The sequence below is a fragment of the Thalassoglobus sp. genome (assembly GCF_048270125.1).
Classification (GTDB): Bacteria; Planctomycetota; Planctomycetia; order Planctomycetales; family Planctomycetaceae; genus Thalassoglobus.
Genome location: NZ_JBLWTN010000009.1, coordinates 40,818 through 55,228, shown reverse-complemented (window position 1 = coordinate 55,228; position 14,411 = coordinate 40,818). Strand labels below are relative to the sequence as shown.

The 14,411-nt window shown below is 51.4% G+C and carries 9 protein-coding genes; 2 read left to right on the top strand and 7 right to left on the bottom strand.

Translation table 11 applies throughout. From position 1 onward, the window contains the following. Window positions 1-375: 375 nt before the first annotated feature. Window positions 376-1,830 carry a protoporphyrinogen oxidase gene (hemG, locus tag ACN0YR_RS12655; protein WP_417849597.1) on the bottom strand — a complete coding sequence of 485 codons (1,455 nt, stop codon included), beginning with the start codon at window positions 1,828-1,830 and terminating at the stop codon, window positions 376-378. Window positions 1,831-2,077: 247 nt separating this feature from the next. Between hemG and ACN0YR_RS12650 the strand changes: the two genes are divergently transcribed. Next, window positions 2,078-3,241: a DUF6268 family outer membrane beta-barrel protein gene (locus tag ACN0YR_RS12650; RefSeq protein ID WP_417849596.1), complete on the top strand. Its 1,164-nt coding sequence runs from the start codon at window positions 2,078-2,080 to the stop codon at window positions 3,239-3,241. Window positions 3,242-3,269: 28 nt separating this feature from the next. On the opposite strand, the gene ACN0YR_RS12645 is transcribed toward ACN0YR_RS12650, so the two are convergent. The 4 genes from ACN0YR_RS12645 to ACN0YR_RS12630 form a co-directional block, all read right to left on the bottom strand. Then, window positions 3,270-4,667 carry a DUF1501 domain-containing protein gene (locus ACN0YR_RS12645; RefSeq protein WP_417849595.1) on the bottom strand — a complete coding sequence of 466 codons (1,398 nt, stop codon included), beginning with the start codon at window positions 4,665-4,667 and terminating at the stop codon, window positions 3,270-3,272. Between the two features lie 211 nt (window positions 4,668-4,878). Further along, window positions 4,879-6,393, bottom strand: coding sequence for a DUF1501 domain-containing protein (locus tag ACN0YR_RS12640; RefSeq protein ID WP_417849594.1), 1,515 nt, complete (start codon window positions 6,391-6,393; stop codon window positions 4,879-4,881). A 60-nt stretch (window positions 6,394-6,453) separates the two neighbouring features. After that, window positions 6,454-9,906 (bottom strand): DUF1553 domain-containing protein, encoded by a 3,453-nt coding sequence (locus tag ACN0YR_RS12635; RefSeq protein WP_417849593.1) that lies wholly within the window; start codon window positions 9,904-9,906, stop codon window positions 6,454-6,456. Window positions 9,907-10,161: 255 nt separating this feature from the next. Beyond that, complete coding sequence (locus ACN0YR_RS12630; RefSeq protein ID WP_417849592.1) at window positions 10,162-11,526, bottom strand: NosD domain-containing protein; 1,365 nt, start codon at window positions 11,524-11,526, stop codon at window positions 10,162-10,164. Window positions 11,527-11,800: 274 nt separating this feature from the next. Between ACN0YR_RS12630 and ACN0YR_RS12625 the strand changes: the two genes are divergently transcribed. Beyond that, window positions 11,801-12,418 carry a sugar O-acetyltransferase gene (locus ACN0YR_RS12625; protein ID WP_417849591.1) on the top strand — a complete coding sequence of 206 codons (618 nt, stop codon included), beginning with the start codon at window positions 11,801-11,803 and terminating at the stop codon, window positions 12,416-12,418. Here ACN0YR_RS12625 and ACN0YR_RS12620 read toward each other — a convergent pair. Then, window positions 12,383-13,276, bottom strand: a complete 894-nt coding sequence (locus ACN0YR_RS12620) for a phytoene/squalene synthase family protein (protein ID WP_417849590.1) — start codon at window positions 13,274-13,276, stop codon at window positions 12,383-12,385. The two genes, ACN0YR_RS12625 and ACN0YR_RS12620, sit on opposite strands and share 36 nt — an antisense overlap. A gap of 87 nt (window positions 13,277-13,363) precedes the next feature. Then, entirely contained in the window at window positions 13,364-14,215 is an 852-nt protein-coding gene (locus ACN0YR_RS12615; protein WP_417849589.1) for an alpha/beta hydrolase, read from the bottom strand. Between the last annotated feature and the right edge of the window lie 196 nt (window positions 14,216-14,411).

Below are 14,411 nucleotides of genomic sequence, written 5' to 3'. Positions count from 1 at the left end.
CAAGCGACCATCCAACCGTTTCCGGTGTTGAGAAGCGAGTTTCTTGACATCGTGCGGTCTAAGTAAGATCTCCTGATCAAAATCGATCAACGAGATCGGCCAGAAATCACAGTCTTTGCGACGGTCTTCAGGCAAGAATTTTCACCCGGACCGAAAGATAGAATTCAATCGAATTGAAACCTGTCACCCTCTTTTACGAAGCACAAACAACGCATTTTAACTCGTCGTCAATTGCTGGAATGACGATCTCTTGTGCCTTTTTTCTAGGATGGATGAGCTTGAAGCCCCCTTTCTTGTGATGTTCGCCCCACTCTCAGCTTTCACTCTTCACCAGCCAAACCGAGGTGCGGGTCATTCGGGGAATCTCATCGGACTTCAATCCGAACTTTCTCGCAGACCCATGACCGCCTGCCAAACAGACTCGGCGGCTTGCTCACCACTGTGAACACAGTCGGGAATTCCGACGCCATCGAATCCGTTGCCTGCCAATCCTAGATTTGGGAATGAGGCTCCCCACTTGCGAATTTCTTCGACTCGATCCAGATGCCCGACAGTATATTGAGGCATCGCCCGGTTGTAGCGGACTAATCTCAGGAAATCAGGCTCACCACGAACGCCAAGGATCTCTCGCAATTCTGACAAGGCAGATTCAATCACCTCGTCATCTGGGTGGTCGATCTCTTCAGGCTGCATCGCTCCGCCAATAAATGTCCGGAGAATCACTTTTCCGGCTGGTGCTCGACCGGGGAACTTTCGACTCAGAAACGAGACAGCCAGAATTCGCCGCTTTTCACAATGAGGAATCACAAGTCCGAACGCATTCAGATCGTGATCAATGTCCTCTTCTCTGTGCCCACTGACGAGAATGGCACTACTGGCGTACTCGATTTGACCAAGTGCACCACTCAACTCGGGGCTCACATCAGTGAGAAGTTTGGCACTCCGGTAAGTCGGGAGTGCGAGGACCAATCCGTCAGCCTCGAGTTGTTCACCACTCTTCAAACGTAATGTCCAGCACGAGCCCTGATGCTCAATTGATTCGACAGACGCACCAGACCGGAGAGCCACTTGATGTTCAATTTTTTTCTGAAGCTGTAGTAGCAATTCGCTCATGCCCTCAACTGGAGTGGCAAACAGCCCATACCGAGCCCCACTTGCCTGCTGAGACAGATTCTTTTTGCTCTTTGAGCTGCGAAGCCCGCGAATCAGGCTTCCATGCTTCCTCTCGAGTTCGATAAACCTGGAGAGCGTCGCTTTCAAACTCAATTTTTCGGGATCAGAAGTGTAAATTCCACCGACCATAGGTTGAACAATTTTATCCAGCAATTCGCGTCCGAATCGCCGGCGAACAAAATTCGCCAACGACTCGTCTCGGCCATCTGTTTTTCGTGGAATAAAATACTCCATGGCTACTCGTGCTTTCCCCAACGGTGAGAGCAGCGGTGTTTTCAACATCGGCCAGACCTGGCTCGGTGCGAGTAAATTGAAGCCAACCGGCGTCACGACTGTCTTCCCGCGATGAAGAATGAGTGACCTCTGAAACTCGGGATTTGGAGAGATCAATCGGTCCTGCATCCCCAATCGTTTTGTGAGATCGATCGCCCAGGGCTTGTTGGTGATAAAGGAATCTGCGCCAGTTTCGATGGTGTAATCGCCGATTTGCTCGGTCCCGAAACTTCCACCGAATCGATCAGCCGCATCCAACAGAGTGATATCCATCTGTTCAATAGACTCACCAGCGAGTTCAACCAGGCGATGTGCTGCAGCCAACCCAGTGATTCCACCGCCGACGACGACAATTCGACATTTCTTCTCAGCAGTGAATGGCATTCAACTTCAATCTCGGGCAGGCAGTACATTAATGGTCTTGCTTCAGCAGCACGCAGGCAACTGACATTGTTGTGAGCAAGACATCACTCTTCAATCCCGCTGATCAGCAATTCTCGCCAGTATATTGACGACTCAAGCGTGAACCACCCGGTCCCCGTTGACCTCGGCAACCTGGAACAGATAAACGAAGTTTTGTTCTCAACGATTAAAGGCGAATCTCGCGACACCAGAGGCGACTGTTGCCCCTATGCACCTCAATGGAAATTGGATCATCGGCTGGCTGTGTGTGATTGTCTTTCCGGCAACACTTTGCGCCCAGAATCTGCCTCCAGCTCAATCCACCAATCCGCAGACGACTCAAACTCAGCAGCGAGTACAGCAACTCTATGGCGGTAGCCCTGCGAGATCTCCCAAACAGGCCATTCTCCAGGTCTTGGCAGAGTACGAACAACCTGAGGAAATGCCGGTCCGCACAGCGCAATACCCCATCGACTCGTCGATTGCCGAGGAGACTTACTCCCCAGAGGAATTTGTTCCGCACCCAGAAGTTTACTCGGCGACTCCTTACTCACCACTGAATTTGTACGAACCTGTTTCTGGTCAATGCGGCTGTGATGGTATCGAGGATTGCGGCAATCATGCCCCGTTTAGTCTCCAATGGACCAAGCATCGATTCACCACCACGGTCTTGCCCGGTACTGACAATGGAATGGGGCTGACCACTCTTGATTTACGAACTCAGCTCTCCCTGAAAGACTTTCCGATAGTCCAGGTGACTCCTCGGTTCAGCGCCCATTTCGTCGACGGTCCCGATGTGACTGATGTGCCGAACGAACTCTTCGACTCTGCAGTCGATTTCTCGTTATTTCTTCCGGTCAACGAGCAATGGATTTTCCTAGGAGCTGTTGCTCCTGGATACTTCAGCGATTTCAAAAACTCTTCATCCGACGCATTCCGCGTCACCGGGCGAGCGCTCTTTATCTACAAGAAATCAAAGCAGACAACACTCACACTGGGAATCGTCTACCTGAATCGAGAAGACGTCAGCGTCCTGCCAGCAGTTGGAATCACATACATCCCAGAGGACATCCCGGACTTAAAATTTGAGATCATGTTCCCCAAACCGAAGATCTCTTATCGCTTTGAACAATCAGAAAGTCGTGAACGCTGGATTTACCTGGGTGGTGAACTGGGTGGAGGAACGTGGGCAGTTGAAAGGACAGGTGGAGCAAACGATGTCCTCACTTACAGAGACCTCAGACTCGCTGCGGGTCTGGAAGAAAAAATCCTCGACAACTACTCCTGGTTCGTTGAAGCAGGCTACGTCTTCAGCCGCGAACTCGAGTACACATCCGGCCCCGACTATGACTTAGACGAGACCGGAATGATTCGCATCGGTTTGGTTTACTAGAGCAGTTTGCCCAACCGTGTGCAGGAGATTAAAAGAGTGCAGTGATCGGGTCACCATCTTCCAGTAAATGGTACGGTCTGCCGAGTTTATCAGTCGCCATCAAGTCGCTGACTCCCATGGAGTGGTACACGGTTCCGGCGATGTTAGCGGGGGTGACGGGGTGATCCAGCGGGTACTCTGCGTAACGGTCACTGGCTCCATAAGTTTGCCCGCCACGAATTCCGCCTCCGGCAAGAACATTCGACAGGCAGTGCGTCCAGTGATCTCGCCCAGCTCCGACTGTTCCACCAGAACGTGGGTCACCGATTTTTGGTTTGCGTCCCATTTCGCTACTCACCAAGAGTAAAGTCTGATCGAGTAATCCGCGATCCGAGAGATCCTCAATCAAGGCTGAAAATCCACGATCAAATTCCGGAAGCAAATCATCTTCCAGACATTTGAAGTTGTTGCCGTGAGTATCCCAACTTCCGGCGCTTCGACATTTCTTCGCCAACCGGCGACTGTCACCTTTCCAGAAAACTGTAATGAAGGGAACTTCTGCTTCGACCAGTCGACGGGCCAGAAGCAAACTCATACCGTTGATCGTTTTCCCGTATCGTTCCTGAAGTTTCGGTGACTCCTCAGAGACGTTGAAAGCTTTGGTCGCCTGCGACGAGAGGATCAGCGAGAGTGCTCGCTGTTGATGCAGTGTCAGCGTTTCCATCGACGCCGACCCTTCGAACTGACGACGGGCTGAGTCGACTTCATTGAGAAGTGAAAATCGTGTTGACATACGCTCGGCAGTAATCCCACCTTCAAGAGAAAGTGAAGGTGCCTGAAACTTGAGCGGCTCTTCCAATGATCCATTCACGTAGAGTGGGTCTTGCTCGACTCCGATTCTGGCTGCGAATTGTCCGGGTCTGGTATACGGAGCCCGGCTCGGCATGTGGGGCAGGGTGATGGCGTTCGGAAGATTCGGATGCTGCGAAAGTTTTGACGCGGTCACCGATCCCATAAACGGCCAGTCGTCGGGAAACGGCGTTCGATTGTTTCCGAGAGTAATAAATGACTGATCCGGAATATGACCGGTCAAGTTGTAATAGTATCCAGCATGATGATCATTTGTATTAACGGTCGCTCCAACGGAGTTCACAATCGCCAGATGATGAGCCTGTTGAGCCAGCATTGGTAAGTGCTCACACAAAGTCACTCCTGGAGCTGATGTTTGAATCGGTTGAAATGGACCTCGATACTCCAGCGGAGCTTTCGGCTTCATATCCCACATATCGATATGAGACGACCCACCGCACAGGAAAAACAGAATCGTCGATTTCGCTTTCCGAGAAGACCGCACTTCGGTTGATTCCGGGGCCGCCGCGACGGGACGACCAAAAGAAAGCCCGGCAACTCCAAGCCCAGAGGCGACTAAAAACTGACGACGTTGCATTGTAATGTTCTCAATTCGGAGGTTCGTTCGATTGGAGTCTTAAAATTTCGAAGTGACAGTTTCGTCGGGCACTTCAAATGCTCGGCTCGCAACTCTGGTCACTTCGAGATTCTTTTGAAATCGTATTCGTAATCTGCCTCGTGGTGAGGTGCTATTCAGTTGTCGAAAGCCCGTTGTCTGCAGGCACGACAGGCACTGAAAAGAAAATACTCTAAACAAGAATATCTTCAATAACTTTCCCGTGGTCGATATCCAGGCGTTTTCGGCCGGGAATTTCCAATTGTCTGTTGTCCAGCCCGAGTAAATGGAGTGTTGTTGCGTGGAGATCAGTAACATAGTGACCTTCTCCCAAGGCATGATAGCCCAGTGGATCGGTCTCGCCATGGACATGTCCTTTCTTGATCCCCGCGCCTGCCATCCAAATCGTGAATCCGTTCGGATGGTGGTCTCTTCCATCTTTTCCACCACCCCGCAACTCCAAACCGGGAGTCCTTCCGAATTCGGTGCAGAACACAACGACTGTATCATCCAGCAGGCCGCGCTGTTTCATGTCTGCGATAAAACCTGCTACGGGCTTATCGACACTTTCACACAGTCGAGTGTGGTTTTTCTTCAACTCACGATGCGAGTCCCACGTTCCGTAGCCAGATGGATAAACTTGAACGAATCGTACGCCACGTTCAATGAGCCTTCGCGCAGCTAACAGTTTTTCACCCGCCGCTTTGGTTGAGTCCTTGTCCATCCCGTAGAGTTGAGTGGTCGACTCAGTTTCTGTCGCCATATCGACCGCTTCGGGAACGGCCGACTGCATTCGAAACGCAAGTTCATAGGCTCGAATTCTTGCTCGAAGATCCTGATCATCCGGATACTCAACCGCCGAGAGAGAATTCAATTGATGAATCAGATCATACTCGTGCTGCTGTTGCGCAAACGATTGACTTGCCTGCCGCTTGCCGAACGGCAAAGGATTGTTGGGATCGAGAGCCAATGGAACTCCCGCGTGCTGCGGGCCTAAGTAGAGCGAATCGATCGAAAGCCGCGTGTCCGAGCGAGTCGGTCCTCCCAGCACGACGAACTTCGGCAAGTTCTCGTTGAGAGTCCCCAGTCCATAGTGAGCCCAGGCACCGATGCTGGGTTCCTGGACCTCGAGACGATGCCGCCCGGTATGAATCTGGTTTTCAGCTGCGTGGTCATTGTCGGTCGTCCACATGTTGCGAACAAAACTGAGTTCGTCGACTTGCTGAGACAGATACGGCCACCAGTCCGTCACCTCAACACCACATTCACCCCGTTTCTTCCAGCCAACCTGCATCGGGTAAATCGTTGGATAAACATCACGAACGTTAATCTCTTCTGCTGCGACAGAGCGAAATCGCTTCTTATGCAAAACAGAATCGACCGGATTCTCAAATGGCGTTTTATCGAACGTTTTCCCCGCATACTTATTCAGTGCAGGTTTGGGATCGAAAGTTTCGAGATGGCTGTACCCGCCAGAAAGAAAAATCCAGACGACTGACTTCGCCTTGGGGGTAATACTATGTGGAGTTAACTGCGGCGGGCTGGAAACTTGCGGATGAACTGAAGTTTCTTCAGCGCGCAAACGACCATCTTCTGCGAACATCGCCCCCAGTGCCAAACCGGTAAACCCCATTCCGAAATCGGAAAGGAACATGCGCCGCGACGGTTGGCAACACGCTTCGTGATCATTTTCGTTTGAGTTCATCATGCTACTAACTGTTCGATATTATGCATCGTGCGAATTCATTTGTCGTCTCACGCTCTTCGCTCATCTGATTGTGATAAAGTCTCCGTGATTGAAAATCGCCCGCACAAGACTCTCTCTGGCAAGGGTGTTGACCTGCTTCTCTTCTGTTGGTTTCGTCAGTTTCACATAGTTGTGAAACGCTGCGTTGCAAAGTTTTAATTCCGCAGCCGAAGGTGATCGAGACAGGATTTGCTCGAAGATTTCCTGTGTAAACTGATTGATGTGTTCCTCGGAGGAATCCAGCTGGTCGGGATGCTTCTCCTCCCAGCTTTGGACAACCAAAGAACTCATGGAATGAATGGTCTCGCTATTTGTCAAAGCGAGTGCCTGCTGCGGAACGATACTTCGAGTGCGGCGATAGCACTCTTGCCCGTCGGGCGCATCAAAAAGTTCTCCCTGCGTGCTTTTGCCACCATTTTCAGGGTGCGTGCTGTAGTAAATACTGCGACGAAAAGTCGTGTACGCATCTTTGTTCTCCAACTCCTGACCACCTTGGGTGAAGTCCAGTTTCCCGGCAACATGAAGCAAACTATCGCGAACAACTTCAGATTCCATCCTGCCAGTGTTCATACGCCAGAGATAATCATTCTCCGGATCAAGTTTGACGTTCTGCGTCATGTTGGAGGTTGACGACTGACGCCGAAAGGCATCGCTGGTCACGATCAATCGATGCAGGTGCTTCATGCTCCAGTTTGATTCCATCAACTCGACTGCCAGCCAGTCCAGAAGTTCCGGGTGAGTCGGCTCGGCGCCACTTCGCCCGAAGTTGTCGACTGTTTCAACAAGTGGCTGATGAAAATGCCGCATCCAAATATGATTGACGGCAACTCGTGCCGTCAGCGGGTTTTCTCGGTCTACGATCCAGGCAGCGAGAGCACTGCGGCGCCCGGTACTCGTTTTTGGATACAACGGTCCAAGAGGAGTATAGGAACCGGTCTTTGAATCGGCCTGCTGAGATTCTGCCTGACTCCTTGCAGTCGTCGAGCTGGCAAGTTGTGTCCTTGCAGCTTCAACCTCCTTTGTGCGATTTGCATCGCTTTCTGGTTTCGCTTCTGCCGTCGCCAAAGCGAATCGAGCCTGCTGAACCTGAGACTCGGCGCGCTGAATTGTCGCAAGCTGTTCAAGTTGACTGGCATTGCTGGCCTGTTCCTGAAGCTCATCTGCGGGAGCGTTTCCGAACTTGGCAGCTTCGGCTGCGATACGGGCCTGCAAACTCGCTAGCTCCGCACGTGCAGCAGCCAGCTGACCTTCTGCAGCCTGACGTTGGAGTTTCGGGACTTGCGATGCGAGTTGCGCCGCTTCGAGCTCTTGCTGAAATTTATCCAGAGCAGAGTGATTCAGCACTGACGTCGCTATCGATGTCGAGTTCGTTCCGCTGATCGGTGAAATCTCCCAACCATGCTGTCCGACAATCTCTTGACCATCGCGATACTCGGGAGCCTCAAAGTTGAACTGTGCCACAATCTGTGATTCAGTATTCGGAGCAGGGTTTCGAAACGTCAGCTCATCGACCAATGCCAGACTTCCCGGGCGGGCATCGAAGAAAACACCTTTTGTAGGATCTCCGATCGGATTCCATCCGTTGAGCGCAATTGGCAGATCCGCAACGAGAAGTGCCTGATCGGTCAACGATTCAATCGTCAACAGAGCCAAATCTGCTTCCGTTTGCAGACGCAGCGAAACCCGAAAACGATCCTGTCCATTTTCGAAATCGTATCGCCCCGCTTCAATCTCGCTGAATGACCCAGGTCGATACGAAAGGATGCGTCCTTTCTCGAAAGCGACATAGGCAGCTGTCAGTCCCTGAGTGACATGCTTGGCAAGTTGGAAGTTGAAATGCGAGTCATCCACGATCCGAATTTGAAAATCGATTTCAAACCCATCTGAGAATTCACTCAGAGAGGAAACCCGATGAAAGACGGTCCTCCGTCCCTGTTTCGCATTGAACACCAGCGATTGATTCCCGACCAATGCAGTCTGTTGGGCCGGCTCATTGAGAGCCTCTTTTGCTTCGCGATACGCCTCTTCAGCTTTGGCAAGACGCAATTTGACATGCTCAGCGAGACTCGGTTCTGCGGTCGGCAAATTGCTGACCGCAGCAGCTGCCTCGTCGATCTTCTTCTGGGCACTCTCGACCAACGTACGCTGAATTTCCGGGTCTTGCCCCGGTGACCAGCCTTGTACAGGCAAGTCGACTGGAGTGATGCTGAGCTGTTGATTCTCATCCAGAAAACCGGGAACACCAGGTGCGATGCTGCCACGACTTTCGTCGCGATTTCGTTCATCGCCGCCGGTGTAAAACCATGTCGGAGCCTCCGGGTTTTTATCAAAGATTGTGACAGCTCCCAGCCGTTCAACCTTTCGTAATGCGCTATAGTCATACTCTTGAAACGGCCCCGGGTCTGCTTCATCCGGGACGCGGTCTTGACGAATGCCGATCGGCTCGAAGAACGCCCGGAATCGGAAGTAATCATCCTGTGAAATCGGATCATATTTGTGGTCGTGACAGTGAGCACAATTGAAGGTCAGGCCCAGAAACGCTTTCCCGGTATGCTCGACTGTATTTCGCATCCAGTCATTCGGATTGAGGGCAAACCAGTTTCGAATCAAATACCCGGTCGCGACTGTTTGCTTTTGTTCTCCACTACGAATCTCATCAGCTGCGAGCATTTCGCTGACCATCTGGTCGTAGCCTTTGTCCTCGTTAAGTGATCGAACAATCCAGTCCCGCCAGCGCCAAATTTGTGGAGCACTGTTCCAGACATCAGGGACATGTCGCCGGCCATACCAGTCGCTGTACCTCCAGACGTCCATCCAATGCCGCCCCCACCGTTCCCCATAACGCGGATCATTGAGAAGCTGATCGACCACTTTCTCGAACGCATCTTCTGAGGTGTCGTCCAGAAATTTCCGGAGTTCATCACGTGTCGGTGGAATCCCAATGAGATCAAGATAAAGACGCCGCAACTGAACTTCTTGACTTGCGAGAGAGACAGGTTCGAGTCCCTGAGACTTGTGCGCGGCTGCAAGATAGGCGTCGATCGGATTCAAATCAGCAGCCCGCTCCTGATCCGAAAACTGCCGGGATCGAACCGGTTTCAGAAACGCCCAATGAGAATCGGGATCGGCTTCGGGTTGTTCATCTTCTGGAGATTTTGCCCCACTCGCGATCCAGGATTGGATCATTGCAATTTGCTCCGCCGAAAGTGGTTCACCCTCGGGGGGCATGCGATCGAAATCCTCTTTCGAGGAAATCCGCTCAATCAGCGTTGAATGTTGAGGCTGATCGGTGCTCACGATCTGACCGTTTTCACTTCCTTTGCGGATCAGCAAACCGGTATCAAGCCGCAAACCTGATTCCTGTTTCAATGCTCCATGACAGGCATAGCAACGGGCTTGAAGGATCGGCTTGATATCGCGACCGTAGTCGACCGGACGATCTTCTCCGTAAACAAATCCGGGACAGAGAATCATTGTCAACAAGCAACTGAATACTGTGCGCACAATCACTGACGACCTTCTCCCGCGAAGGTGATTCGTCTCACACGTTAAGCCTTCCAGTAACTGTCGCCCCGAAGTCCGCGTACAGTCTTGGTGGTTACGTTGCTGAGCGATATGTCTCGTGCTGAAAATCATGCTTTGCCCATGACGGTCTGATTCAAGTGAGTTTTTCCCGGCGAGAGCATGACTCATGAACTCGCAGGGTTGCTCTGTCAAACGGGTCAGTAGTTAAACGCTGCGCTGGTCGACGAGTTCTGAGGCGAACCCTTCGAACGAATTCTCTTTCAAGACGATCTCACCAACCTGCGCGCCGATACGAATTCCGGATCGGTTCATTTTCTGGCGAGTTTCCCGCAAGGTGTTTCCAACAATACGGACAGCCTTGGTTTTGCCTGTCACATCAATCGCAACTCCGGCATCACCGCCACTGTTTTCAATCGTGTTTCCTTCAAGCAAGTTCCGATTCGCCCAGAAGTCCTGACCGCGAGGATCATCACGAAACAGAACGCCAATCTCACCACTGTTCGTAATCGTGTTATTCCGGATGACGTTGTCAGTATCGCAATGACCAATCGAAATCCCGAATCGGCGGTTTCCATCAATCGAATTATTTTCCGCTAACCCGTACTTCACTCCCCAGCACCAGAAGATCCCCTGACTATTATTGTTCAATCGGTTATTTCGAATGAGCGGTCGTTGTGATCCGGAACCGGGGTGAACTCCCAGATCGTTGTTGTCATGCGAGTGACAATTTTCGACGACCACATCATGGCAAATCTGAAAGCTGATGCCGTCGCCGTTGTAGTTTCTTGCTGTCACATTGCGGAACGTGTAGCGATTGCAGTCTTGAAGAAAGATGCCTCCGCCGTAGTTGCCGTTGAAGTTTTCGTTGTTCTTTCCGTTTCCATCGAGCGTAATATTCTCGATCAAAACATCAGAGGTCCGCTCACTTGTCAGAAGTGGAAAGAGCGACGAACAGGTCGGCTTGCCGGTCAACCAAAGATTCTCGCGCAGACCATCACTCAGCTTGAAGCGATTTCCCGACCGGGCGATCAATGTCCGCTTGATCACAATTTGCCCACCGTGGCTTGGGTTTTTGGCTCGCAACGCGATGCCATCTCCGACTTGGAACCCGAGAGACTTCTTCAACGAAATCTCTTGATCGTACCAGTCCGAGTCGTCACTCAGCTCGACAGTTTCAGAAGGGATCTTCGTAAGAATTGAATCGTCACCAGAACCGAGCAGCCGAACTTTCGACGGCAAGTGAACCGCATTGCGAAGAATGTATGTCCCGGGCAACACTTTGACTGTCCCCCCACCCATGCGAGCGACCGAGTCGAGCGCCGCTTGAAGAACTTTGTCGCTGCTGCCAACAAGATCAGCCTTTGAGCGTCCAGCTTCCTGAGGATGCCCCACAGTGATTTGAAACTTCTCGTCCCAGTTCGGCGCGTAGCGATCATCGCCATCGGTCGCACGAGGATTGGTCACAGCAGGTCGACCGTCCCCCCAAACCTGCGGCGCAATAAGCCCTCCAACACAGACTCCGCCAACAGAGCGAAGAAAACGACGACGGCTCGATAAAGAATCACTCATACCGCTAACCCTGTTGCCACTCTCCGAGACACCAATTCGAATGAAAATCCAGACAGGATCATACACAACAACAAAGGCTTATGGGAATTCCATTTCAACTTTCCGACGAATCAGCGACATAGAACATAAAAAAACTCGCAAGTGAATCCTCATAATCCCGTTATTTCAAAGGACACCTTCAATGCTTATCATGCCAGCGAAATCACTTCACAACTTCATAGACGGCTCACCACGAGACAGAACGTGAAGTTCAATTTTGGAGTTGCTCAAGATAATGACCAACGACGACAACTCAGAATTTCGTTCCGAAGCTGAAAAGATGTTAGCTGGCGAGCTTTATGATGCTCTCGATCCAGTACTGGTCAAATCTCGAGAACGAGCACGGAACCTTTGTCAGAATCTGAATGCGACTCGGGAGCATGAGCAGGAAGCCCGCCGTCGTATTCTGACCGATCTGTTTGGCTCGGGTGGTGAATCTGTCTGGATGCAGCCGCCGTTTTATTGTGACTATGGCAGCAATATCCATCTGGGTGAACGAGTCTATTTCAACTTCAACTGCGTCGTCCTCGATGTCTGTGAAGTCAAGGTCGGCGACTTCACATTCTTCGGTCCCGCAGTTCAAGTTTACACAGCGACGCACCCGATGGAGGCTCAACTCCGACGCACGCAAGAGTTCGGGAAACCGATCACGATCGGCTCGGATGTGTGGGTCGGTGGGGGAGCAATCATCTGTCCTGGTGTCACGATTGGTTCTGAAACGGTCATCGGGGCAGGGAGCGTGGTCACGAAGGACATCCCCAACAACGTCTTCGCTGCCGGAAATCCATGCCGTATCATTCGAGAGATCACCAAGACGTCAAACTTGAATTCGCCGGGGGATACGCAGGATTGATCGTGAAACGATGCCTAATTTTTGCAATTTTGAAAGCCGAATTCGCTCTGAAAAGACATCGTAGTTGTTCTTCTCAATCCGCTTCAGGAGCGAACTGTACGCGTCGATGAATCCGCTCAAAATGTTTCGCCCGGTTGGAGAAACATGAGACAGCAAAGGAAGCGCGTTGCGGTAATAACCCCAGGCCCGCTCGGATTGAAAACTCATGAACGCATGAAATTTTGCGTCGTTCACTCCGGAAAAAAGTTCAGCTTGAGTCATCTCAAACTGTTCGAGGTCTTCGAGCGGGAAATAGAGCCGTCCTCGCTGCGCGTCCTCAGCGAGATCACGTAGAATGTTTGTGAGCTGAAAAGCGGTGCCACAGTCTTTTGCGATGTCATCCACGCCTGTTGCGTTTTGGTCGTACCCCCAAATCTTCAAGCAGCAAAGACCGACAACTCCTGCGACCTGATAACAGTAGGCATTCAAATCGGAGAAGGTGGGAAATGTCACCGGTGACAGATCCGATTCGACGCCGTCAATCACGGCCTCTAACAACAAGATCGGAATCTCTTTTCGCAGGGCGACGTCAGCGATCGCCAAAAGTACGGGTGAGGAACTCTTCTGCATTTCAAAAGCCGAGCGGAGATCGGTCCTCCACTCAAGAAGTTGCCGTCGCCGCTCTTCTATCGAAACCGACTCGTCATCCCCCAGGTCATCCGTCAACCGCATGTAGGAATAGAGCGCACACATCTCGCGAAACATTTGTTTCGGCAGCGAATGAAACGCAAAGAAGAAATTACTGCCACTACCGCGAGCCAAGGTGACGCAATGCTGGTAGGCAGCTGCAAGCTCTGAATCAGAATGTCGATTGAACAAGTCAGCCAAGGATTACTAGAGCCTTTTCGAAAGTGATTTACGTGTTCGCCCTGGTTGTGAGCGGTCTCAAAAGTCTTGCCTGCACTCTTACTGGGACTTTGACAGAAAACCGTGCTTCGCCAGAAACGCATCCATCTCTGTAATGGTTTGCTGATAGTTTGATCCATCCCCACGACCACGGTTGTAGTTGAAGAAGCCGTGCCCTTCTCCTTCGTACACTTTGAGAACACTGTCGCTGCCGACTTCTTCCATCTTCACTTTGAACGTTTCAGCTGTCTTGACAGGGATGAGCTTATCTTTGCTTCCCAAGAAGACAATCGCTGGCGGCATTCCTTTATGAATGTTGTGCATCGGAGAAATTTCTTCGTGTCGAGGCTTCACTCGTGAATAGCCATACCCATCTGGCCCGTTATCGTAAACAGGATTGAACAGGACAAGGCCGTTCGGCACACAACTGACCTCCTTCGGGTCTCCTTCTGCATTCAGCCCCGGCACAGTCGCGACAGCGGCGGCAACATGACCACCCGCTGATCCTCCGCCAGCGACGATTTTATCGGGATCGATCCCGAGTTCTTGGGCATGGCTGCGAATCCAGCGAACGGCTGACTTTCCATCTTCAACACATTCAAATGGAGTCGTTTTATTGCGGGACTTAACGCGATACTCTGCCGACATCGCCACAAACCCCAAGTCAGCCAGGTGCCGACAGTGAGGATAGAATTGTGAAGGATTTCCACTGTTCCAGCCTCCGCCGAAAAAGAAAACAATCGCTGGACGGTCTTTCTCGTCAGAGGTTTTCTCAAACAGATGCAGCTTCAACTCAACATCACCGACCTTCTTATAGGTGACCATCCTGTCAGGCTGTGGAGCAGCATCCTGTGCTATGAGTGAACTGGCTGAGGAACAGAAAATCAGCAAAGTCAGGATTTTGATCTGCATATTTAAATCCATAGAACCGGGATCAGTTGCGGAACTGTCGATCATATCGGCGGACGATTCAGTTCGAAAGCCTCGAAACGGTTTGCGAGAACTACGGGTTGCACTCGATCATTTTATGAGTGGTTGTCGAATTTCCGAAATGCCCCGTTTCACAACGCCCGACGATGAATTCAAATGGAAGATTTGCACGGGACAA

What these genes read in the sequence shown, in the direction of transcription:
- ACN0YR_RS12630 (WP_417849592.1), bottom strand. Translation starts at nt 11,526, where the DNA reads ATGAGTGATTCTTTATCGAGCCGTCGTCGTTTTCTTCGCTCTGTTGGC.
- ACN0YR_RS12635 (WP_417849593.1), bottom strand. Translation starts at nt 9,906, where the DNA reads ATGATTCTCTGTCCCGGATTTGTTTACGGAGAAGATCGTCCGGTCGAC.
- ACN0YR_RS12640 (WP_417849594.1), bottom strand. Translation starts at nt 6,393, where the DNA reads ATGATGAACTCAAACGAAAATGATCACGAAGCGTGTTGCCAACCGTCG.
- ACN0YR_RS12625 (WP_417849591.1), top strand. Translation starts at nt 11,801, where the DNA reads ATGACCAACGACGACAACTCAGAATTTCGTTCCGAAGCTGAAAAGATG.
- hemG (WP_417849597.1), bottom strand. Translation starts at nt 1,830, where the DNA reads ATGCCATTCACTGCTGAGAAGAAATGTCGAATTGTCGTCGTCGGCGGT.
- ACN0YR_RS12615 (WP_417849589.1), bottom strand. Translation starts at nt 14,215, where the DNA reads ATGCAGATCAAAATCCTGACTTTGCTGATTTTCTGTTCCTCAGCCAGT.
- ACN0YR_RS12645 (WP_417849595.1), bottom strand. Translation starts at nt 4,667, where the DNA reads ATGCAACGTCGTCAGTTTTTAGTCGCCTCTGGGCTTGGAGTTGCCGGG.
- ACN0YR_RS12650 (WP_417849596.1), top strand. Translation starts at nt 2,078, where the DNA reads ATGCACCTCAATGGAAATTGGATCATCGGCTGGCTGTGTGTGATTGTC.